The organism is Brevibacillus sp. MS2.2 (assembly GCF_013284345.1).
Lineage (GTDB): Bacteria > Bacillota > Bacilli > Brevibacillales > Brevibacillaceae > Brevibacillus > Brevibacillus brevis_C.
The window spans coordinates 75271-98914 of sequence record NZ_JABSUZ010000003.1 but is presented as its reverse complement, the minus strand read 5'-3'; the positions used below and the strand labels follow the sequence as shown (position 1 = coordinate 98914).

Annotated in this window: 22 protein-coding genes; 19 read left to right on the top strand and 3 right to left on the bottom strand. The window is 46.7% G+C overall.

All coding sequences use genetic code 11. From position 1 onward, the window contains the following. The first annotated feature begins 83 nt into the window (after positions 1-83). The 14 genes from HP568_RS03525 (at position 84) to pepT (ending at position 15040) form a co-directional block, all read left to right on the top strand. On the top strand, positions 84-746 hold the full coding sequence (locus HP568_RS03525) for a TetR/AcrR family transcriptional regulator (RefSeq protein WP_173628348.1): 663 nt from the start codon (positions 84-86) through the stop codon (positions 744-746). After that, entirely contained in the window at positions 733-1617 is an 885-nt protein-coding gene (locus HP568_RS03520; protein ID WP_173628347.1) for an amidohydrolase family protein, read from the top strand. Before HP568_RS03525 ends, HP568_RS03520 begins: the two co-directional genes overlap by 14 nt. Then, the gene (locus HP568_RS03515) at positions 1604-2374 is read left to right on the top strand and encodes an enoyl-CoA hydratase/isomerase family protein (protein WP_048033166.1); all 771 of its coding nucleotides are present in this window, start codon (positions 1604-1606) and stop codon (positions 2372-2374) included. Before HP568_RS03520 ends, HP568_RS03515 begins: the two co-directional genes overlap by 14 nt. A 25-nt stretch (positions 2375-2399) precedes the next feature. Further along, positions 2400-3965 (top strand): AMP-binding protein, encoded by a 1566-nt coding sequence (locus tag HP568_RS03510; protein WP_254551027.1) that lies wholly within the window; start codon positions 2400-2402, stop codon positions 3963-3965. Between the two features lie 25 nt (positions 3966-3990). After that, a complete protein-coding gene (locus HP568_RS03505) occupies positions 3991-5070 on the top strand; it encodes a M42 family metallopeptidase (protein WP_173628345.1) in 1080 nt (359 codons plus the stop codon). A 42-nt stretch (positions 5071-5112) separates the two neighbouring features. After that, positions 5113-6756, top strand: coding sequence for an ABC transporter substrate-binding protein (locus tag HP568_RS03500; protein ID WP_173628344.1), 1644 nt, complete (start codon positions 5113-5115; stop codon positions 6754-6756). A 31-nt stretch (positions 6757-6787) separates the two neighbouring features. After that, positions 6788-8089: a serine hydrolase domain-containing protein gene (locus tag HP568_RS03495; protein WP_173628343.1), complete on the top strand. Its 1302-nt coding sequence runs from the start codon at positions 6788-6790 to the stop codon at positions 8087-8089. A gap of 46 nt (positions 8090-8135) precedes the next feature. Further along, positions 8136-9074 carry a nickel ABC transporter permease gene (nikB, locus tag HP568_RS03490; RefSeq protein ID WP_173628342.1) on the top strand — a complete coding sequence of 313 codons (939 nt, stop codon included), beginning with the start codon at positions 8136-8138 and terminating at the stop codon, positions 9072-9074. A gap of 1 nt (position 9075) precedes the next feature. Then, entirely contained in the window at positions 9076-9969 is an 894-nt protein-coding gene (locus HP568_RS03485; protein ID WP_048033161.1) for an ABC transporter permease, read from the top strand. 36 nt (positions 9970-10005) lie between these two features. After that, the gene (locus HP568_RS03480) at positions 10006-11001 is read left to right on the top strand and encodes an ABC transporter ATP-binding protein (protein ID WP_173628341.1); all 996 of its coding nucleotides are present in this window, start codon (positions 10006-10008) and stop codon (positions 10999-11001) included. Next, positions 10998-11981, top strand: a complete 984-nt coding sequence (locus HP568_RS03475; protein ID WP_173628340.1) for an ABC transporter ATP-binding protein — start codon at positions 10998-11000, stop codon at positions 11979-11981. Before HP568_RS03480 ends, HP568_RS03475 begins: the two co-directional genes overlap by 4 nt. Positions 11982-12062: 81 nt before the next feature. Continuing rightward, positions 12063-12944 carry a diaminopimelate epimerase gene (gene dapF / locus HP568_RS03470; RefSeq protein WP_048033158.1) on the top strand — a complete coding sequence of 294 codons (882 nt, stop codon included), beginning with the start codon at positions 12063-12065 and terminating at the stop codon, positions 12942-12944. Between the two features lie 29 nt (positions 12945-12973). Next, entirely contained in the window at positions 12974-13540 is a 567-nt protein-coding gene (locus HP568_RS03465; protein WP_048033157.1) for a dihydrofolate reductase family protein, read from the top strand. A gap of 264 nt (positions 13541-13804) precedes the next feature. After that, on the top strand, positions 13805-15040 hold the full coding sequence (pepT, locus tag HP568_RS03460) for a peptidase T (protein WP_173628339.1): 1236 nt from the start codon (positions 13805-13807) through the stop codon (positions 15038-15040). A 77-nt stretch (positions 15041-15117) separates the two neighbouring features. On the opposite strand, the gene HP568_RS03455 is transcribed toward pepT, so the two are convergent. Both HP568_RS03455 and HP568_RS03450 read right to left on the bottom strand, forming a co-directional pair. Beyond that, positions 15118-15738 carry a GNAT family N-acetyltransferase gene (locus HP568_RS03455; RefSeq protein WP_173628338.1) on the bottom strand — a complete coding sequence of 207 codons (621 nt, stop codon included), beginning with the start codon at positions 15736-15738 and terminating at the stop codon, positions 15118-15120. Beyond that, positions 15735-16526 (bottom strand): MerR family transcriptional regulator, encoded by a 792-nt coding sequence (locus HP568_RS03450; protein WP_173628337.1) that lies wholly within the window; start codon positions 16524-16526, stop codon positions 15735-15737. Before HP568_RS03450 ends, HP568_RS03455 begins: the two co-directional genes overlap by 4 nt. Positions 16527-16724: 198 nt before the next feature. Between HP568_RS03450 and HP568_RS03445 the strand changes: the two genes are divergently transcribed. Beyond that, the gene (locus tag HP568_RS03445; RefSeq protein ID WP_173628433.1) at positions 16725-17321 is read left to right on the top strand and encodes a class I SAM-dependent methyltransferase; all 597 of its coding nucleotides are present in this window, start codon (positions 16725-16727) and stop codon (positions 17319-17321) included. Positions 17322-17418: 97 nt separating this feature from the next. Here the strand turns inward: HP568_RS03445 and HP568_RS03440 are convergent, their stop codons facing one another. Then, the gene (locus tag HP568_RS03440) at positions 17419-17922 is read right to left on the bottom strand and encodes a hypothetical protein (protein ID WP_173628336.1); all 504 of its coding nucleotides are present in this window, start codon (positions 17920-17922) and stop codon (positions 17419-17421) included. Positions 17923-18091: 169 nt separating this feature from the next. Between HP568_RS03440 and HP568_RS03435 the strand changes: the two genes are divergently transcribed. The 4 genes from HP568_RS03435 to HP568_RS03420 all read left to right on the top strand — a co-directional run bounded on the left by HP568_RS03435 (position 18092) and on the right by HP568_RS03420 (position 23596). Further along, entirely contained in the window at positions 18092-19105 is a 1014-nt protein-coding gene (locus HP568_RS03435; RefSeq protein ID WP_173628335.1) for an alpha/beta hydrolase family protein, read from the top strand. 44 nt (positions 19106-19149) lie between these two features. After that, positions 19150-19899: a GNAT family N-acetyltransferase gene (locus HP568_RS03430; protein ID WP_048033151.1), complete on the top strand. Its 750-nt coding sequence runs from the start codon at positions 19150-19152 to the stop codon at positions 19897-19899. A 386-nt stretch (positions 19900-20285) separates the two neighbouring features. Beyond that, positions 20286-22475 (top strand): catalase/peroxidase HPI, encoded by a 2190-nt coding sequence (katG, locus tag HP568_RS03425; RefSeq protein WP_173628334.1) that lies wholly within the window; start codon positions 20286-20288, stop codon positions 22473-22475. A 326-nt stretch (positions 22476-22801) separates the two neighbouring features. Continuing rightward, on the top strand, positions 22802-23596 hold the full coding sequence (locus HP568_RS03420) for a hypothetical protein (RefSeq protein WP_173628333.1): 795 nt from the start codon (positions 22802-22804) through the stop codon (positions 23594-23596). The last annotated feature ends 48 nt before the right edge of the window (positions 23597-23644 follow it).

The following is a 23644-nucleotide window of genomic DNA, read 5'->3' as shown; positions in this document are numbered from 1 at the left end:
AGCAGATGATGTAACCGCCACAAGTAACTGGACATGATAGACTCTCGTTTCCTGCAATCATCAGTAGAAAGGAGCGCGCTTTTTTGACGAAAGAAAAAATATTTCAAGCAGCATTACGGCTATTCGCAAGAAAAGGTTTTGAAGCAACCAGCATACGTGATATCGCTCTAGAAGCAGAGGTAACCTCCTCCACCCTCTATCATTACATGAAAACCAAAGAGGATCTGCTCGTTGCCATCATGCAAGAAGGGTTACAGACCCTTCTTGGAAATGCAAAGGAAGTACTCGCTGAGCTTGAAGCGCCCGAACAACAATTGGCAGCGTTTGTACAGCTTCATGTTACCAGCCATGCCATTGACAAGCTAACAGCGCTAGTAGTAGATACCGAGTTCCGTGCGCTGACAGGAAATACGCGCGTAGAAATTGCCAGGTTGCGCAGTGAATATGAGTTGCTCTTGCAGCGTATTTTATCGGGTGGATTAGAGGGGGGAGTATTTACGATAGAAAATACCAAGCTTGCCGTCCTGGCTTTGCTTCAAATGTGCACGGGTGTCGCCCATTGGTACTCGCCCGATGGCCCAAATTCTTTGGAAGAAATCAGCTTGAATTTTTCCGATATGGCGCTTGCACTCGTTCAGGCAAAGCGAAACGGTCAGCAACTGACTGTCTCCGATTTGGATCTGCCTAAACCCGCTCGTTTTTTTATGAAACCATGGCTGGGGGCTGCTGCGCATGAACATTCTTGATGCCCGTGTCCGCTTGCCACAGCAGTTCCGTGAGGCACGCATAGGTGAAATGCGAGATGAGTACGTCGCTCAATATGATGCGGTATTACAAGTAAGATCGACTATCGCGAAAACGCTCGACGATTTGATTCAAGAAATGAAAGAATCAGGAGTAGACCACGCCATTATGCATGCAGAATACGAATTCGGCGAGGATGGGGATGCGCTGAATGAAGCATTGGCAAAAGTCATATCCGCTCACCCTGAGCTCTTCTCAGGATTCGGTACGATTTCAATGGAGCATTTCAGACCGATGCGCGCTGTCCAACAAGTGAGCCGCATCAGAGAGCTTGGCTTTCTGGGAGTAAACATCCAGCCTGCATTTTTTGAGATGCCGATTGATGATCGCAAATTATATCCCATATACGCAAAGGCTGCCGAGTTAGGCTTGGCAGTTGCCATTCATACGGGAATTAATTATTCGATGATTCATCCCATCCGAAATGAACACCCACTGTTGCTGGATCAAGTCGCCTGTGATTTCCCAGAATTAACCTTGATCGCGTGTCATGGGGGGTGGCCCTGGGTGCCTGAAATGGTTGCCGTATTGCGCAAGCACCCTAATGTTCTGATGGATTTGGGAGGGCTTTCTCCAAGGTATTTGGGGGTGCAAGGAGCAGGGTGGGAGATGATGTACAGGTTAGCAAACAACCTCTTGCAAGATCAAATCCTCTTTGCAACAGACTGGCCTGTATTTCCTCTGAAACGCGCGATTGCAGAATGGAAGGAATTAAGCATAAAGCCCGAGGTGCTAGAGAAGGTGCTCGGTTCGAATGCAAAAGCATTGTTTTCCAAAATAAAGGCGGAGGTAAAAAAGAATGACAACACGTAAGGCGGTGGTAGAGTGTGAGATCCATCAAGAGATAGGCTGGATTCATCTGAATCGCCCCGAGCGGTTAAATGCAGTGATTCCACAATTGGTAGAGGAGCTGTATGGATCGCTCGATAAGTTGGAACGGGAAGGAGTAAGGGCAGCAATACTGGCTGGCCGCGGGAATGCTTTTTGTGCAGGACATGATTTGCGTCATGAAGAAAAGCCTGCAAATGAGGCTGAGCTCCGTCTTAATATACAGAAAATTCAGGATATAACACGGAAGATCCAGCGTGTTCCTTTTCCGGTGATCGCTGCGGTCCATGGCTATGCACTAGGGGCGGGGTGTGAGTTTGCGCTCGGATGCGATTTGATCATCGCCGCTCAAGATGCCGAATTCGGCTTTCCGGAAGTGAGTGTGGGACTTAGTGTTACCGGAGGAATCTCGCATATCCTTCCCATCGCGATCGGACTGGTCAGGGCGAAAGAATTGCTGTTCTCGGGCGAAAGGTTCGGTGCATCACAAGCACTGCATCTAGGACTCATCAACAAGGTAGTGGATCATAAAGTGTTAGCTGAAGAAGCTGAGAAGTGGGCGAAGCGGTTAGCTGAGCTCCCGCAAGTAGCGCTGGCAAAAGCCAAATTTGCGCTAAATCGCGGGGCACAATGCGATCTGGAGGCAGCTTTTGAATTGGAGATCGAGCATGCGCTGGCAACCGTGCAAACGATCGAATCCAAGCAGGCGGCTGAAGAGTTCCGAAAAAAAGGATCGGTATAGAGAAGGAGGGCTGAACCTTTTGGACATGCAAGAAATCAAGTCTTTGACGGCACGGGCGGCCAAACGATGGGGAGAAAAAATCGGTCTTGTTTTTGATGAATGGAATGAACAACTGTCATTTCAGGAGATAGAAGACCGTTCCAACCAGATTGCCAACATGCTCCAAGTGCTGGGCGTAGGCTATGGGGATCGGGTAGCCGTCATGCTGAGGAACCAGCCGGAATTCCCGCTTACCTGGCTGGCGTTGGCAAAACTGGGCGCGACTATCGTGCCGATAAATGTAAATTACAAAGAGTACGATGCACAGTATATCCTCCACCACTCCGAAGCAATCGTTATCGTAACTTCACAGGAGTTTATATCCCTGCTACAGAAAATCAGACCTTCCTTACAAACCCTCAAAACCATCCTCTCAGTAGACCAATCAGACGATCCCAACATTGTCGATTTCAGAACGATGTGTGAAACAGCGCCCACGACTCCAACAGCGCTTACCGTTTTTCCTGAAACTTTAGTCAACATCCAATATACATCCGGCACGACAGGCTTACCCAAGGGGTGTATGCTTTCCCATGAATATTGGCTCACCATAGCCAAAAAGATGGTCGAGCAGCATCCCCATTTGACCAATTCCGATGTACTGTTAACCGCGCAGCCCTTTTACTATATGGACCCCCAATGGAATTTGCTGGGTGCGATCGCTGTGGGGGCAAAGCTTGTGGTTCTCGATCGATTTCATCCCTCTACATTTTGGCAGAAAGTACGGCAATATGGCGTTACCTTTTTCTACTGCCTGGGGATCATGCCCACGCTAATGGTCAAAGCACCACGCTCGCCATTAGACAGGGAAAATAACGTTCGCACCATCCTTTGCTCGGCCATTCCCCCGCATCTACACCGCGAATTGGAAGAGAGATGGGGAGCGCCATGGTATGAGGTTTTTGGCATGACAGAGACAGGTGGAGATATTTCGGTAAAACCACACGATCATGACCGATTGCTCGGAACAGGCTGCATCGGAAAACCGGATAAAGACCGGACTGTCCGCATTGTTGATATTCACAACCGTCCCGTTTCGAGGGGGGAGGTTGGCGAGCTCCTCCTGCGGGGCTTGGGGATGATGGATGGCTACTATAAAGATCCTGATGCGACTTGCGCTGCCTTTCAGGGCGGCTGGTTCCACACCGGAGATTTGGTGCGAATGGACGAAGACGGATACATCTATTATGTCGGCAGAAAAAAAGAGATGATTCGCCGGAGCGGGGAAAATATTTCGGCTACTGAGGTTGAGGAAGTCATGAAAATGCATCCGGCCGTGCAATATGCTGCCTGCCTTCCGGTGAAGGACGAAATACGCGGGGAAGAAATCAAGGCATACGTGGTAGTGAAAGCGGGCCAAGTGGTGCCTCCTCATGAGTTGATCACTTATTGCACCGAGCGCCTTGCTTACTACAAGGTTCCACGATATTGGGAATACCGCAGTGAATTGCCTCGTACCCCATCTGAGCGTATAGCCAAGCATGTACTGGCGAACGAAAAAGCAGATCTTCGCATCGGTTCCTATGATCGCATTGATGATAGCTGGAGATAACATGCAAATGGAGAGGAAGATATGGATGAATAGTTGGGTAAAAGTACTGAAAGAACTGACAGAGGCTTCCGGAGTTCCCGGACAGGAACAGGAAGTGCGAGAAATAATGCACACGTACTTGGAACCGCTTACAGACGAAGTGTTCACAGATAATCTGGGAAGCATAATCGGGCGGAAAACAGGCCTGGCCAATGGCCCAAAAATCATGATGATGGGCCATATGGATGAAGTGGGGTTCATGGTAACGCGTGTTATGAAGGATGGATTCATCGCCTTCCAGCCGCTTGGTGGCTGGTGGTCGCAGGTGATGTTGGCACAGCGTGTGAACATTAAAACAGGCAAAGGGGACATTGTCGGCGTAATCGGGTCAAAACCGCCACATCTGTTATCTTCGGAAGAACGAAAGAAAGTGGTTGAGATCGAACGGATGTACATCGATATCGGAGCATCCAGTGCAGAACAAGCAAAGGAGCTGGGGATTCGCCCAGGTGATCCGATTGTGCCGATTTGCCCTTTCACGGTGATGGCGAATGACAAGATGTATATGGCAAAAGCGCTCGATAATCGCGGCGGTTGCCTGACAGCCATTGAAGTAATGAAACAGTTGCAAGAAACGGATCACCCCAACATCGTATTCAGCGGCGCTACTGCACAGGAAGAAGTGGGATGCCGCGGCGCATTCACGAGCACGTATATGGTGCAGCCAGATCTATTCATTGCATTGGAGACGGGGATAACGTTTGACACACCGGGAAGCGCCGACGCTCCTAATTTGCCTGATATCAAGTGCGGTGGCGGGCCTACGATTGGTCTATTCGACGGCTCGCTCGTGCCCAATCGGAAATTGCGGGATCTGTTATTTGATACGGCTGAAGAGGAAGGCATCCCGTATCAATATGCTGCTATTGCAGGTGCGGGTACGGACGCCGGAGCTGCTCATATGGTTGGCAAAGGGGCTCCATCCATCGTCATTGCAATCCCTGCGCGTTACATTCACAGTCACGCTTCGATTCTCCATCATGATGATGTGGAAAATACGGTGAAATTGCTGACGGCTCTCGTCAAAAAGCTGGATCAAAAAACGGTTGATTGGCTCAGATCGTAGGTGGCAAGGAAATATCCCATACAAGGGAGAGTGGTGCCATTCATGGGGATAAGAAAGCGGGAACCCGCCACGTTTGTGAGCATTGTCCTTTTTTGTTTCGTACTTTTGGCAAGCGTGGTCGGCTGCGGGACGCATGCCACGAAACCAGATACTGATGACGGAAAAAAAGATGCCAATCTATCTGAGAAAAAGGGCGGAACGATCACTGTTGCGATCGGCAGTGAGCCAGATACACTGGATGTCCACAAATCGACAGCGTTAAGCACGGAGGGGGTCGCACTCAATTTAGGGGGGTCTCTCCTTTACAGAGATCCCCAAACAAATGAGGTCAAGCCCCATCTGGCCGAATCGTACTCCCTTTCGGAAGATGGGAAGACCTGGACATTTCGTATTCGCCAAGGCGTTACCTTTCATGATGGGACTCCGCTTACTGCACAGGCGTACAAGCAAACGTTTGAGCGAGCCATGTCTCCGGAAATCGCTCCGAAAGGCGTAGGGATGGTTCTTGGCATCATCAAATCGATCAAAACACCAGATGATCACACCCTTATTTTGGAATTGAATGAACCGTCTGCCACGCTTCTCACCTATTTCACTTCCGCGAGCTGGATGCAGCCGCTCTCGGTGGACGCGGTGCAAAAGTTTGGGGATCAATACGGAAGGAATCCGGTCGGTGTCGGTCCATGGAAGATGGAGAGCTGGAGATCAGGAGACTCTATCACGCTGATTCAAAATGATGCGTATCGCTGGGCTACGCCCTTCTTTAAAAATCAAGGACCACCGAGGCCGGACAAATTAGTTCTGAAATTGATTCGAAATCCGCAAACGGCTGTCGCTGCTTTGGAAAGCGGAACCATCGACATCGCTGATCTGCCTGCGAAAGACGCGAAGAAATTCAAGAACAACAATCGTTTTACGGTACTTGAGCAGACAAAGCGCGGCTTGGGGCTGTTTGTCGAGCTGAACTTGAAAAACGAGATTTTACAAGATAAAAACGTGCGCAAAGCGTTGCAAATGGCCATAAAGAAAGAGGCTATCGTGCAATCGCATCTGCAAGGCGAAGGAATTGTTGCAGATGGTCCGTTACCAGCAAATTTGTTCGGATACGATCAATCCATCGCCCAATATGCATACAAATACAACCCCGACGAAGCGGTGAAGCTCCTGGAAGAAGCCGGATGGAAACTAAATGCACAAGGGATAAGGGAGAAAGCAGGAAAACCGCTTCATCTCGAATTGTTGAGTATGGAAGTATGGTCTCAACCTGCCCAGTTGATGCAAGGAATGTTCAAAGCGATTGGGGTAGACGTGAAAATCATTACGTTGGAAGGTAGCGCAGTCGACGAATTAACTGCTGCCGGCACATTTGACTTGGCGCTGGATGGATACGTCGCTGATGATCCTGATATCTTGTTTCCGTTCATGCATTCCACTCAGATCGGTGGGATGAATCGTTCAGCCATCCACGATAAAACGATCGATTCCTTGCTGGAAAAGGGACAGGTGACGATGAATAGCGATGGTAGAGCAAAAATCTATGAAGATCTTCAGAAGCGTGCTGTGGAAGAGGCGTTTTGGATTCCTATTTACACGGAAAAACGGTTTGTCGTGGTAAACAACCGTGTTCAGGGGCTGATGCTTGATCCATCCGGACTGAAATTGTATCAGGACGTGTGGGTTAAGTAAGCGTGGAAACAAAAAACAAGGAGAACAGGTCATGAACAATCAGGAATGGATTGTGAGTTATGAGGAGTTTGTCCGCGAAACAATGATGGGAAGCAAGGTGCCTGGAGCTGCAATTGGAGTGGCCAAAGACGGACAGCTCGTTTATGCCAAAGGCTTCGGCTATCGTGATGCCGAGCAAGGTCAGGTAGTGACAGTTGATACTTTGTTCGGAATCGCTTCGATTACGAAATCGTTCACCGCTATTGCGATCATGCAGCTACAGGAAGCGGGAAAACTGACGGTTGCCGATCCTGTTTCCCGCTTTTTGCCAGAGTTTCATGTAAAAACGGGAAGTGGAACGCAAGCAATCACCATTCACAACTTTCTAACCCATTCCTCCGGTTTGCCGCCATTATCTTGCGTCGATGATGCACTCAAGCGTGGGATAAACACCTATGAGGAATTGATGACCGATATGGCACAACTGGAATTTACTTTATTGGGCGCACCAGGTACGGAGTTCAGTTATTCCAATGATTGCTATACGCTACTGGGAGCAATCGTTGAGCGAGCAAGCGGAAAGCCATATTCGACGTATGTGAAGGAGCATATTCTCCAACCAGCGGGAATGCAGCATAGTTGCTTTTCTTTGGTGGAGTTGCACGGGTACGAGGATAGAACACCGCTATTTGAGACACCGCCGTTTCAATCATCCGGCGGATTAAAATCAACGCTCACCGACATGATGAGATACACCGAGCTGTTTCGAACAAAAGGTTTGATTGGCAAGGAACGAATTCTTCGCACGGAAAGTGTGCAGCAGATGACCACCCCTTATTTCCGATGCGAACATAACCAATATTACGGGTATGGTATAGCGATTACACCCAATTTCTACGGTGCTGTGATGCTGGGCCATAGCGGCAGAGAGAAAGGGATCCAAGCCTACATGAGCATCATTCCCGAGAACGGATTGGCTGCTGTGGCACTCACCAATCTCAGCGGCTCGCCGGCTGCCGCATTGGCACATGGCACGTTTCACTGTATCGAGAATCGTCCTGTGAAATCAACGCATGTCACGTATAAGGAATATGACCTCCCGACAGATCGTCTGCTTGAATATGCGGGCGAGTACGGCTCTTTGGAAGGGATTCATCTTCAGGTAAGCGTGGATGCTGGCACGCTGATCGTAACGGTCGATCATTCGGACTCATTCTCTTTAAAAGCGATCGAAGAAGACGTTTTTCTTGCAAACATTGAAGGGTCGGATCAAACTGTACGTTTTATACGAGACGGAAGTCAAACGGTAATTCGCATGATGGGCTCCTATCGCCAAATTCCCAAGCGAGTTTAGCCGTAAGCAATGAAAACGCATTCTGGGAGAGAGGAGGGAGCGAATCATGAAACAGTATTTGTTGAATCGGATGCTATCAGGAGTGATTGTCCTCCTCGGGATTTCCATCTTTTCGTTTGCGCTTGTTCATTTTATTCCTGGAGATCCGGTACGGATCATGTTAGGGGAAAAGGCTACAAGAGCGCAAGTGGAACAGTTACGTGAACAAATGGGGCTAAATCAGCCCCTTCCTCATCAGTACCTGACCTACATGAAAAAAGTCATCCAAGGGGATTTTGGGACTTCCTTACAAACAGAGAGACCTGTCATCGTGGAAATCATGGAACGATTTCCGGCAACGGCCAAGCTAGCCTTTGCTGGGATTGGCATCGCGGTCGTGATTGGTTTAACGATGGGAATAATCGCTGCGAGATACAAAAATACCCTCTTGGACTTTATGCTGATGGCGGCAGCCTCGATCGGATTATCGCTGCCGAGCTTCTGGTTGGGGTTAATCGTCATATTGTTATTTTCCGTTCAATTAGGCTGGTTTCCAATCGCGGGTGGTACAGGATGGAAGGATCTTGTTTTGCCTGCTTGTACCTTGGGCGTTTTGTCTTCCGCGATGATCAGCCGACTGACGCGTTCAGGTATGGTCGAAGTGCTTTCCCATGATTACATTCGAACGGCACGGGCCAAGGGATTGAGGGAGTCGATCATCCTATTCCGACACGCCTTGAGCAATGTCATGATTCCTGTTGTTACGGTGGTAGGCTTGCAAATCGCGACTCTGCTGGGCGGGGCGGTGATCATCGAACAAGTCTTCAACTGGCCTGGGATCGGTACATTGGCTATCCGTGCGATTTCATCCCGTGATTTTCCAATGATTCAGGGCATTGTGCTGCTTATGGGCTTCGTCTATGTCGTGGTAAATATGATGGTCGACCTCCTCTATGGTTTGATTGATCCGCGTGTCGACCTCATTACGGAAAAGGAGGGGCGGTAACTTGAATGAGGGGAGCAAAACCGTCGCAGATGGGGCGATGTATGCCAAATTCCCGATTTTTCCCAAGCTTGCCTTTTGGGGAAAAATCAAGAAACAGCGAGCAGCAAAACTAAGCTTGATGGTGCTTTTACTCATTTCTGTGATCGGAATCGTCGGGCCTTGGATCGCTCCGTATGACCCTACTGAAAGTAACTACGAAGCCTTTTTGCAAGGCCCGTCTGCCAAGCATGTTCTCGGAACGGACGCGATCGGACGCGATTTGTTTTCCCGTATTTTATACGGAACACGCGTTACGCTTGTGGTTGCTGTCATGGCGGTCGGCATCACAGTAGCGGCAGGAACGGTGATTGGTGTTATCAGTGCGTATGTGGGAGGATTCATTGATCACCTGCTCATGCGGATGATGGATATTTTGCTTGCCTTGCCGGGGATCATTTTGGCCTTGGCCATTGTCGCGGCGCTTGGACCGAGTCAAACCAATGCGATGATCGCAATCGGTATTTCTTCGATTCCCAGCTTTGCGCGTCTGATCAGGGCAGCTACGCTCGTCATCATGTCGTCTGGATATGTGGAGGCCAGCAGATCGATCGGGACGCCGAGCTGGTGGATCATTCTCTTCCAGGTTCTCCCCAATATTACGAATGTATTGTTCGTTTACATGACATTGTTCGTCGGGGGAGCGATTCTCGATACGGCTGCATTGGGCTTTATCGGCTTGGGCGCGCAGCCGCCGACTCCCGAATGGGGGACCATGCTGAATGAAGGAAAAGATTATTTGTCCGATGCCTGGTGGCTTGCGACATACCCGGGATTGGCCATCACCATTGTCGTGTTGGCAGTAAACCGGCTGGGAGATGCCTTGCGTGATATTTTTGATCCTCGTACGCAAAAGTAAATGGGCAATAAGAGGATGGAGAGGAGACTTCCATTTATGGAGAATGTATTGGAAGTGACGGGGCTGACAACCCGGTTCTCGAAAGAGTCGGGTACGATTACGGTTGTTGATCAGCTTGATTTACATGTGAAAAAAGGGGAGACACTGGGAATTGTCGGAGAGTCGGGGTGCGGCAAGAGCGTCACTTCGCTCTCGCTCATGCGACTGTTGGACAATAATGCCACTTTGACTGGAAGCATTCGGTTCAACGGGAAAGAAGTACTTGCGCTGAGTGAAGCCGAGATGCGCAGTCTCAGAGGCAAGGAAATGGCGATGATTTTTCAAGAACCGATGCATTCGTTAAATCCGGTGTTGACAATCGGCCGACAAATCAGTGAGGTACTGCACGAGCATGAGGGTGAAAGCAAAGCGGCGGTAAAGCAACGGGTACTGGATTTGCTTACCGTGGTGGGCATCTCCCGGGCGGAAGAGATTTACAGGGATTACCCGCACCGTTTGTCAGGAGGAATGCGGCAGCGTGTGATGATTGCCATGGCGATCGCATGCAATCCGTCATTACTGATCGCTGATGAACCGACGACCGCATTGGATGTGACCATTCAAGCGCAAATCTTGAATCTGATCAAAAAAATCAGAAGGGATATCGGCATGTCAGTGATCATGATTACGCATGATTTAGGGGTGATCGCTGAAGTGTGCGACCGCGTCATGGTGATGTATGCGGGACAAGCGATTGAGACAGCGGACGTACGGTCGTTGCTGCGCAATCCGAAGCACCCGTACACGGTAGGTTTGCTCCAATCGACTCCCAGGCAACGCGCAAAAAGGCTTCACAGCATAAAAGGCAGTGTGCCGACACCGGAAAACAAACCCAAAGGGTGCCGGTTTGCTCCGCGATGCGATAGAGTGATGGCGATATGTTGGGAGCGGAATCCTGTGCTCCGTCCAGTGGATCAGTATTCTTCTTGTCGATGCTGGTTATTTACGCAAGACAAGGATCATGAACAGGAAGGCTCGGTGGTAGGTGGATGACGACTCCAATCCTGGAAGTGAAAGGGCTGCGCAAGCTGTTTCGCATGAAAAAAGGGTGGCTTCAACAACCGCATGATGTTCATGCTCTAAACGGGATTGATGTGAACGTCTATGAAGGTGAAACGCTGGGGATTGTCGGGGAGTCAGGCTGTGGAAAGTCTACATTGGGAAAATGTATTCTGCGTTTGTTGGAACCGGTCCAAGGCGAAATTCGTTTCCAAGGTAACGAAATAGGAAAAATGAACAAAAAAGAAATGCGTGCAGTAAGGCGAAATATGCAAATGGTTTTTCAAAATCCATTTGAAACATTGAACCCGAAACTAACGATCGGGCACATCTTGACGGAGCCGCTAATTTCGCACGGTATTCCCAGAGAGCAGCGACAAGCGCTACTGGAAGAAACGATTGACATTGTCGGCATGAGCAAGCAGCATCTATCTCGCTATCCTCACGAATTTTCCGGAGGGCAAAGACAACGAATTGGCATCGCCCGCGCCCTGATTCTTCGGCCAAAGCTGATTATCGCAGATGAGCCTGTCTCCGCACTGGATGTGTCGATTCAATCGCAAATCCTTAATTTGCTGCAGGATTTGCAAGAACAATTTTCCTTGACCTATGTCTTCATTTCGCATGATTTGAGCGTAGTTGAGCACATTGCCGATAAAGTGGCGGTCATGTATTTAGGTGAAATCATCGAGTATGCTGAGAAAGAGAAGCTGTTTGGACGACCGCTGCATCCCTATACACAAGCGTTGCTTTCAGCCAAGCCCATTACCGATCCTGATGATACGCGAGAGAAAATGGTATTGTCAGGAGATCTCCCGTCTGCGTCTAATCCGCCGAAAGGATGTAAATTCCATCCGCGCTGCCATACCAGCATGGAAATATGCAAAGTCGAGGTGCCAAAGCTCCGTGAAATAGAAGGGCAATCGCTCGCTTGTCATCTCTATCAATCATTTCCCGCAATTGATCCTTCTTAACGCATAGTGACTGCTCCCCAGTCCATCCTGTGGAGCAGTCGCTTGTTTTGCACGGTACATCGGATAAAAAGGGGGAGCGAAATGTTTGATCGTGGGGTTCCGTTTACAAAAATGAATGGCTGTGGCAACGACTTTATTGTAGTAGACAATCGCGATGGCCTGTTGAACGAGGTTGCGCTTTCAGCCTTTGTCCAAAATGTATGCAGGCGAGGCACTTCAATCGGTGCGGATGGGTTCATGCTGCTGGAGAACTCCAACATCGCCGATTTTAAGATGAGGTATTTTAACGCAGATGGCAGTGAAGGAGAAATGTGCGGAAACGGTGCAAGGTGCATGTCGCGCTTTGCTTACCACATCGGAGCAGCCAAGACGAAGATGAGTTTCGAAACGATGGCCGGCATCTATCAGGCAGAGCTCAATCAGAACGGCGTGAAAGTCAAGTTCCCCGACGTTCAATTGCAAGCGCTGAAGCTGAATCAACCATATGAGTGGGACGGACCGAGCGACCTCTACCACTACGGTGTTGTCGGAGTTCCCCACACGGTCTGGTTTGTCAAAAATGTTTTCGCAATAGCGGACGACCAGCTTAGAGAATGGGGACGAATGGTCAGAAATGATCAGCAGCAGTTTCCCAATGGTACGAATGTAAATTTTGTGGAACTGATTGATAGGCAAACGCTTCGCATCAGAACCTATGAGCGCGGAGTAGAGGCAGAGACCTACGCGTGCGGTTCCGGATCGACTGCTGCAGCAATCATTGCAGGTGTTTTAGGACATGTAGACACCTCTGTAAACCTGCTTACTCGAGGGGGACCACTTAAAATTTCTTACCATCTCACAGACGATGCTGCCGAATCCGTTTACTTGGAAGGCAACTCAAAGCTGGTAGCAGAAGGACATTTGTTGCCCGATGCATGGATTACGAATAAGACACAAGTTGACATATTTAAAGGTCTAGAATAGTGGTAAATCAACGAAAGGAGTAACCACTCATGACACGAAGAATCATATTAGATTTAGCTGTTACGTTAGATGGGTTTATTGAAGGGAAAAATGGAGAAGTTGATTGGTGCGTAATGGACGCTGAAATGGGGTTTGTTCCATTCTTACATCAAATCGACACGATTCTTTATGGAAGAAAAAGTTATGACTTATGGGGGCAATATACGCCGGAAATTGAACATTCTGATTCGGAAAAAGAGATTTGGGGATTGGTCCATAGTAAAGAAAAATATGTGTTTTCCAAGACGAAAAAAGGGACTGACAATAAAGCAACATTCATCAACGATCATATTCTTGAAGAAGTCAATCTACTAAAGAATAAGCCTGGTAAAGACATCTGGCTATATGGTGGAGCAAGTCTTATTACGACTTTTATCAATTTAGAGCTGGTAGATGAATTTCGCTTATCTGTTCACCCTGTTATTTTGGGAGAAGGAAAACCGTTGTTTATGGATATAAAACAGAGGTTGAATGTAACATTGGTGAATACAAGAACGTTCTCCTCTGGCGTTGTGCAACTCATTTATCATTTGAATGGCAAATCATATACGGAATAGAACCTTCCATTAAAAACAGCGGTGAGTCTAAGATTGTATTTTCTGATCTTGGGTCGCCGCTGTTTCATTTTTCAGAGTTAGTCCAAAACCAATTTTTATGAGGCTGGGAGCATTCAGATAACTGACTAAAAATGTAGTGGAACGGCATGTGAAAGCATCAGGCTCATTAATTGAAGAATCAGTGGGAACCGTGGTAGAATTTGTCACGAGATCATGTCTTTCTAAAATAAGTTTGACTAATTGTACTGGAGCTGAGATAAGAACATGAAAACGGAAATCATGAATAGATTCATCTCTTACGCGCAAGTTGATACACAATCCGATGAGAACAGCGAAACTTGCCCTTCAACACCAGGACAGCTCGTGCTTGCCCAAATGCTCATAGACGAGCTGAAAGCGATAGGTATGCAGGAAGTTACAATGGATGCAAACGGTTATGTCATGGCAACCTTACCGTCCAATACAGACCAAGAAATTCCAACAATCGGTTTTCTTGCTCATATGGATACGGCCACCGATTTTACCGGCGCTGGCGTGAAGCCGCAAGTCATTGAAAATTATAACGGACAAGACATTGTCTTGAATGAAGCGCTGAATATTGTCCTTTCACCGCGCGAGTTTCCAGAGCTGGCTGGCTATAAAGGCCACACCTTAATCACGACAGACGGTACCACATTACTTGGCGCTGATGATAAAGCCGGTATTGCCGAGATCATGACTGCCATGGATTATCTGATTCGCCATCCAGAACTGAAGCACGGGAAAGTAAGAGTAGCCTTCACCCCGGATGAAGAAATCGGCAGAGGCCCTGATAAATTTGATGTCTCCGCCTTCGATGCAGTATATGCCTATACGATGGATGGCGGGCCTCTTGGCGGGATCGAGTACGAGAGCTTTAATGCTGCATCAGCTATCATTACTTGCAGAGGGAAGAACGTTCACCCTGGCTCGGCCAAAGGTAAAATGGTCAACGCTTCAAAAATTGCCATGGAGCTGCATGGAAGGCTGCCGGTTAATGAAACTCCTGAGGAGACAGAAGGCTACGAAGGCTTTTATCATCTGTCTTCCATTCATGGAGACGTCGAGCAAACGCAGCTTCGTTATTTGATCCGGGATCACGATCGTAATCGGTTTCAGGCGAGAAAGTCAGAATTGGCTCTTATCGTAGAAGAATTACAGAAAAAATACGGAGAACAGCGAATTGAACTCGAAATCAAAGACGAATACTTCAACATGCGGGAAAAAATTGAGCCTGTAATGGAAGTAGTGGACATCGCTACACAAGCACTAGAAAACCTCGGAATCGTACCGATGATTCAACCGATTCGTGGTGGCACGGATGGCTCACAGCTATCATACATGGGGTTGCCAACACCGAATATTTTCACAGGCGGGGAAAACTACCACGGGCGGTTCGAGTATGTCTCCGTTGACAACATGCTGCACGCTGTGAATACCATCATCGAAATCGTTAAGTTGTATGAGCAAAGATCCAGATGACGGGGTATCCTTATTAAAACTTGGTTTACTATCAAAGGGCGGATGTCGAGTAGAGACGATTCGCCCTTTGTCATGAGTTATTTCAATCTCTTCACCATGTAACTCCATTTTTTCTCCTTGAATAAAATATGTGAGAGGAAGCTGCTTTCTCGCAATTGCGTATGGAACGATAATCTCTGATAAAGCTGCTCTGCCCGGGGGTTTTTGCCTGCGACGTACAAGCTTAACTTGTCTAGGCTTGGCTGTGTTTGTGCGAAATTCTGCGCCCACTGCAATAGCAGGTTTCCAATTCCTTTGCCTTGATGATCCGGATGGACAACAACGTCTGTAATATAACATTCTCCAGCCTCTGGTTTATGGTCTAAGAAAGATAATCCGATGAACATTTTCAGGAGATTCCATTTTCCAAAACGATGGAAGTTCTTCCATGCAGGAAATGTTGGCATGCTAGTAGATTCGGTCTTCCACTTGATGGATATCGTCCCGATAACTTCTCCCTCTTGTAGCGCGACCATTCGTTGACTCGCTGGATCTGAAGGGACATGATCAAATAACTTTTCGAAAAAGAGGGCGAGATCGCCATCATTGAGCCTCGTAAGGGTTTGGAATTTCCCACGAAACCCGTGAACAAGAAGTTGACCAATCTGTTGATTATACATAGAATGCATAGGTTCTATCGTAATTGGTGAAACAGTCACGAGCGGCTTCCCCTTTCGGAATGGGTAGTCAGTTCGATCAAAGCTTGTAGTTCATAATGCAGTTGGTTTTGACTAAATAGGGATAAGTAGGATCTTTCAATGAGGATCAAGGGTCCCTGTATAACATGAGACTGGGCTGCGGCATAGGCGTAAAACTGTTCAATCACTTGTTCAAGCTCATCCTCTTCATGGACCAGCCTTTGGGTAGAAAGATAGTTGCCGCTGGGTATTGAAAAATCGCCAGGCGCTTCTGTTTCCGTGTATAACGTAAGGGTACTGGAACCATCCTCGATAAAATGAATGTCCGATTCGAACAAGTTTGGGACAGACTTGGCCTGTTCAGCCAACAGTTTGGCGTTTAGCGTCATTTGGGAACTCATTTCTATCCACCGGGCCAAATAAGTGGTTTCGCGCCACTTTATTTCGTAGGGATTCGTGTGAGATTGAAAATTCTTTTGTTCATGCAAAACCTTTGTTATGAATTGCTGAAGCTCTTGAAGGCGAAGTATCTCTGCATGTATTCCTCTCAAAGAACGATTGAGTAGCTGCCCGTATTGATCAGCAGAATAGGAAGTCATGCATTCTTTAATTGACTGGACTGGCACTCCCAATTTGCGAAGCAACAGAATATGGGCTAGCTGGTAAACTTGATCCATGCTATACATTCGATACTGATTGTTATCTAAGTAAGCAGGTAGAAGAACCCCTTTCTCTTCAAAATAACGAATCTGATGAACAGACACATTCATAAGCGTAGCTAATTCGCTAATGGTGATTTCACTCTTCATAAACGTTACTCCCTTGGGATGAGGTAGAATATCATAACCATACACCTTAGGTCAGACCTAAGGTCAAGAGGTACGTTCAAAGAAAGGCTCTTATGTAGATGCTCTCGATACCATGCGATATTGACATATCATTGTCTTTGGAGATATTGTAGATATAATAAATCTACAATGGTTTTAAATGACAGGAGGATGGAGAATATGGGGAATATTTGGAATGAGCGCTTTCATTCGGAAGAATATTATTATGGGGAAGAACCTAACGTTTTTATTCAACAACAGGCTTTTCGGTTCGAACAAGGTCAAAAAGTGATCGCGTTTGCAGAGGGTGAAGGCCGGAATGCAGTCTTTTTAGCAAAAAGAAATCTTGAAGTGACAGCCATTGACTATGCGGAGAGTGGCTTGCAAAAAACGAAAAAACTGGCTCGAAAGCATTCCGTTGACGTACAAACCCAAAAAATTGACCTTTTGGAAGAGGATGTGCCAAGCGAAGAATATGATGCCGCGATTATGGTATATGGACATTTTCATAAAAATGCTCAGATGATGGTTCTGAATAAAATGAAAAAGGCAATAAAGCCCAAAGGAATTCTCATGCTTGAGGTATTCTCGGAGGAACAATTAACGTATGGTACAGGCGGCCCCCAGGAACTTGACATGCTTTATGATCCAAAAGAAATTCTTGCTTGGTGCAAAGGCCAAGAAGTGATCCATTTCTTCTATGGCGAACAAGAGCGTGTGGCAGGAAAGGCGCACACCGGACTAGCCCATGTCATTCAACTTGTCGTAAGAAAATGATGGGTATCTGCCCCAATTGACAGCCTTCACAATCAGAGGCAGTTCAGGACTTTATTTTCTCGTCCGTACTGCCTCTGCTGAAGTGAAAAATGTACGTTTATTCCTCACCTTCATCCAATAATTCATCCATTAATCTTTCTATTATCTTCGATTCATCCTTATAAATGATAAACATGACATACATCAAGCATGTTAACGAAAACAACAGAAAATGGCGGGAAGCCTCTTCTTCCATAAAAATCGTTGCCTCAAGAGAAAGAGTATTCGGTTTAATCAGCGCAACCTTTCGTCGATCCAGTTTCACTTCAATTTCTTTATCCCAATTTTCTTCGATCCGTAGCTTCTTACCAAGTACCGTACCGTCCACACAAAAATAAAGAAGGCTGTTGATAGGGTTATCCTTAAGAATAAATTCCTTAGTATTCATGTGAAACCTGTAATCCGCGAAGAAGAGACGCCTTTTTTTGATACCGAGAGTAGCGTGTTCTCCGTTTTGCTCTACGGCAAAGATTTTGCCAGCCTCATTTCCAGAGTTGGATGCCCTCATAACTTTCGCGATGATAGTTTGACCATTCAGGCGACAGCAAAGATAAATTATCACCCCCTTTAAAGAGTTGATATACCTAGAATAAACTCTCTTGAAAGTCCATTCAAGGTACCATCTATTTACACGATCTGCCTTTACCATTTCATTACTTGATCTTAGGTCTGACCTAAGGTGTATGGTTGGAGATATTCACTTTGCAATCTTTTCAAGAGGAGAAGGATAGATGAAAAAGAAAATAATGATTTCCATGATGATCATCGTCCTGCTATTTGGCGGTGCAGGACTATACATATTGGAGAAAAACAGCTTTAATATGGTTGAGGAAGCTGTTGAAATCCAGACATCGGAAGGCAAATTGACCGGTACGTTCGTACTGCCTAAAAACTACACGAACAAATTGGGCTTAGTCTTGTTTATACATGGTGATGGACCTATTGATGCCACGCATGATGATGGCTATAAGCCGCTATGGGAGCGGTTAGCCTCACTTGGTTACGCCTCCTTGTCCCTTAATAAGAGAGGAATGAACGGTTCCGAAGGCAATTGGTTACACCAGAGTATAGATGACCGCGTGGAAGAAGCGCGTCAGGCTATTGCTTGGGCAAAAGAGCAGCCGATGATTGACGAGAAACAGATTGGGGTTTGGGGAGCAAGCCAGGCAGGATGGGTCATTCCAAAGCTCGCCAAGAAGGAACCGCTCGCATTCAGCCTACTTCTATCGCCCGCCATTAATTGGGTAAGTCAAGGGCAATATCATACACGCAAAAAAATGGTGATAGACGGGTATTCAGAAGCGGAAATTCAAGACAAAGAGGCGTATGACCAGCAAGTACTCACGTTATTGGAAAAACAAGCTTCCTATGAGGAGTATGTGAAAATTGCTCGCGAAAATAATTTGATGGCAAAAGACAGATGGACATTTGTGAGCAAAAATTTCTTGTCAGATGCCACTAATGACCTTCCGAATTTCAATTCGCCTGTGCTTCTGATACTGGGGGAAGAAGATATACATGTCGATGTGAAGGAAACGGAGAGGGTATATCGTGACATCGTAAAACCTGAGCTGCTGACCGTAGCGGTCTTTCCTGACGCTGATCACTCTATGTTAAGCAAGCAAACGGCAAATTCAAATATGCAGGCAATAATCATCAGTCTTTTCGCTCCGCGACAAATTACGATACCAGGTTATATGGATGCAATCGAGCAATTTCTAAAGAAACTTCCGAAGCATACATAATGGCAGAAGAACTGTTCGACGAGTCTACAAGGGAAGTGAACATAATGACAAATCCAGTAAGAAGTACGCCTGTATTTTCACAAACGATCCCTGACTTTTGGAGGGAGCAATTTTTAAACGGTGAGGTCCTCTATAGCGATGAATCTTTTACTGTTGCCATAAACCCTGCACTTGACGAGGATAGCCGGGTTATGGTGCTGGAAACCTCCGACGGACGCGTGATGGCTGTCTTGACACCTGCGCTGGCCGATAAGGTAGGCCTCTCTCCACAACAATCCTTGTCTGAGTCGATCTTTCGCCAGAAATTGAATGAAGCGGGCGTCACGCTGCATGGCGCAGACTATCTTTTTTATTTTTCAAAAGCCGAGAAGAACGTATTGCTGCAAGAAAACCTCGAAGGTGACTTGCGCCGGTTAACCGTGCAAGATGAGTCGGTTTTCTCCGCGTTTGCTTCCTCCGCATCGGAACAAGACTTGGATGACGCTTATGTGGAATTGGATCATTGGGCAGTGTTCGGCTCTTTTGAGCAAAATCGCCTGGTTAGCGCTGCCAGTATGTATCCATGGAAGGATGCGTATATTGCGGATCTTGGCGTATTGACGCTGACGTCCTTTAGAGGAAAAGGCCACGCCCGCAAAGTAGTGCGTTCCATCTCCCAATATGCCTATGGTCAGGGATACGAACCGCAGTACCGATGCCAACTCGATAACCATACGTCTACAGCCTTGGCGAAAGCAGCAGGATTCACACTGTTTGGAAAATGGGAAGTGATTTCTCCCGACTGCATGGAATGAGAGTCCCGCGGTGTGTCTCATATTGATTGAACCATTCAATCAAGTAAGCCAGTTACGCACAAAAAGCCCACATATTCCGTTACGGGGAGATAGTGGGCTTTTGGTGATGGATCGATGTTCCGAATGGTGACAAGATCATAATCTACAGGGTCCATGCATACGTTAGAATCAGCCATTCGGAAATGAAAGAGTTCATATATTTTATCGCTCTTCTTACGATTCCCTCGTTATTTTGACTGCCTCGCAATACGATGCCAATCGTAACTTTCCATAAATCCTTACGATGAAAAGAGCAAAAAGATGTTGATTTCTATTGTTAACTGCTATATAAATTAATTAGAAGTATTATTATCTAATACTTAATTTAAATGACGGGAGAGGGACAAATGGACTCTATGGCAACTGCTAACACTGGAAAGTGCCCGTTTTCGCACGGTAGCACTACGAATCACAACCCTAGTGCTACATCGAATAAACATTGGTGGCCAAACCAGTTGAACTTGAACATCCTGCATCAGCATGACAGGAAATCTAACCCTATGGGCGAGGACTTCAATTATGCAGAAGAGTTCAAAAAGTTGGACTACCAGGCTCTCAAACAGGATCTTTATGATCTAATGACAAACAGCCAAGATTGGTGGCCTGCCGACTACGGACATTATGGGCCGTTATTTATCCGTATGGCTTGGCATTCCGCTGGTACATATCGTACAGGAGACGGACGTGGCGGTGCTGGAACCGGCACTCAGCGTTTTGCGCCACTTAACAGTTGGCCAGACAATGCCAACCTTGATAAAGCTCGTCGACTGCTATGGCCGATCAAGCAAAAATATGGCAACAAGATCTCTTGGGCGGACTTGTACATCCTAGCAGGTAATGCTGCTATTGAATCCATGGGCGGGAAGACAATTGGTTTTGGAGGCGGACGCGCGGACGTTTGGCATCCAGAAGAAGACATTTACTGGGGTGCTGAAAAAGAATGGCTAGGCGATAAGCGTTACACCGGCGATCGTGAGCTCGAGAATCCGCTTGCTGCTGTTCAAATGGGTCTGATTTATGTGAACCCAGAAGGGCCGAACGGGAATCCAGATCCTCTTGCAAGTGCCCGCGACATCCGCGAAACCTTCAAACGCATGGGAATGAACGATGAAGAAACCGTTGCACTCGTGGCAGGTGGTCATACATTTGGAAAGGCTCACGGCGCAGGAGATGCTGCTCTTGTTGGCCCAGAGCCGGAAGCTGCACCTTTGGAAGCAATGGGCTTAGGATGGCAGAGCACACACGGTTCCGGTATAGGTCGCGACGCCATCACCAGCGGTATTGAAGGTGCCTGGACCGCGAACCCGACACAATGGGATAATGGTTTCTTTGAACTACTGTTCGGATATGAATGGGAGCTGACCAAGAGTCCTGCAGGTGCACACCAATGGGTTGCTGTTAATCCTGCTGATGAGCATCTTGCACCAGATGCAGAAGATGCATCCGTGCGTGTTCCAACGATGATGACCACTGCGGATATGGCCTTGCGGATGGATCCAGTATACGAAAAGATATCTCGTCGTTACTATGAGAATCCAGAGGAGTTTGCAGATGCATTTGCAACTGCATGGTTCAAACTCACACACCGCGACATGGGGCCTCGCTCAAGATATTTAGGTCCAGAAGTTCCAGCAGAAGATTTTATTTGGCAAGATCCTATACCCGCTGCTGATTATGAACTAACAGATGCCGATGTAGCAGAACTGAAAACACGAATCTTAGACTCAGGTCTTACCGTCAGTGAGCTGGTAACAACGGCTTGGGCTTCCGCTTGTACCTTCCGTGGTTCGGATATGCGTGGTGGCGCCAATGGTGCTCGCATCCGACTAGCTCCACAAAAAGAGTGGGAAGTAAATGAGCCCAAAAAACTTGAGAAAGTACTTACGATCCTGGGAGTCATTCAAGAGGACTTTGGTAAAAAAGTCAGCATGGCCGATTTGATTGTACTCGGCGGTAGTGCCGCAGTAGAAAAAGCTGCACAAGACGCTGGCTTTGATGTATCGGTTCCATTTGCTCCTGGACGTGGGGATGCAACACAAGAGCAAACCGATGCAGAAAGCTTTGACGTGCTCGAGCCAATCGCAGATGGTTTCCGGAACTATCAGAAGAAGCAGTATCGTGTAAGTCCTGCAGAGCTCCTGATAGACAAGGCACAGCTATTAAACCTTACTGCTCCAGAAATGACTGCACTCGTTGGCGGGATGCGTGTTATCGGTACAAACCACGGCGGCACACAACACGGCGTATTCACGGATCGTGTAGGCATACTCACGAACGACTTCTTTGTTAACTTGCTAGACATGGGCGTACAGTGGAAGCCTGTAGACGGCGGCGTATTTGAAGGACGTGATCGCAAAACAGGTGAAGTGTTGCGTACAGCAACTGCTGTTGACCTCGTGTTCGGTTCAAACTCTGTTTTGCGTGCCATTGCAGAAGTTTATGCCCAAGACGATAACAAAGAAAAGTTTGTGCGTGACTTCATTGCTGCATGGGTGAAGGTAATGAATGCCGATCGTTTTGATCTTAAAGAAGCATAATTTGGAAATATAAAGCAAAGAACAGTATTTGTTGTTGGATACTGTTCTTTGCTTTTCTTTTCTATAGTAATATTAGTAATTGAATGGGTTACGATGTTCCCATCTCATTCAGTGGTAGGAATGCAAAACCCGCTTTTGAAAAACCACCTGAAGCAAGCCTCCAGGTGGTTTTCAATCTTCTCTATAACAACAAAAGAAATGGTTTTATAGAATTTACAACTTGGAGACAACTGAAAGATACTTTTTACATATTACCGCTATATTCTATACCTGTAACAAGGGTTTCGTGCACAAACCAAAAACAAAAAATTACAGGAGGCATTACTATGAACAAAAAAAATATTCTCGTTTTTTCAATGGCACTAACAATTGTAGGCGGTGCTACAGCAGCTGTATTTGCAAGCGAAAACGCGGTTCATTCTACTAAAAACAAGGTCGTAACAGTGGCAAGCAAAGTAGGAAATGGCACAAATCAAACCACTACAAACCATGTAGTCAAAGTAGCAAATGGAAAGATTAGTGATGAAGAAGCGGTAAAAATGGCAACCAAAGCTCTAAAAGACTATATGGGGCTTGATGCGAAATCTTTTGGTGAGGCGCGAGTTAATCGAACAAACGCGCAAGAAGACTTTAAGTTCTTTATGGATTTATATTCAAAAGAAGATGCAGCAGTACTAAAAGAAAACGCCAAAAAAGATACGGCAAATGTTATCGTTGTACAGTTTGTTCGTGCTGAAGACTTAAACCAGCCAATGCCCGCTTCTAATCGCATTGTCATAAATGAAAAAACAGGTGAAATTGTTTCTTTAACTGCTTTCACGAATGAAGATCGAAGCTCAGAGACAACAATCGATGATGCGAAAGTTAAATCTGCGGTTATCAACTTTTTTGATAAACAACAGAAAAATGTTAAGGAAAATACGATGAAAGTTAGTAAGAGTGCTAGTTCCGGAACCATACGTGTTCTTTGCGAACTGGAGGATGGAAGGGATGTAGATATGACAATTAGTCTGAAGAATTATTCAGTATCTAGCTATGAGATTAATTATGACAGATTAATCACTCTACCTTCCGTAGAAAAAGACTACCGTGAGAATTTCAGAGAACTGAAAGTAAATTAAAAATTGTAGGACCGATTAGATGGAGTAAGTGCCGGAAATGCTACTTAC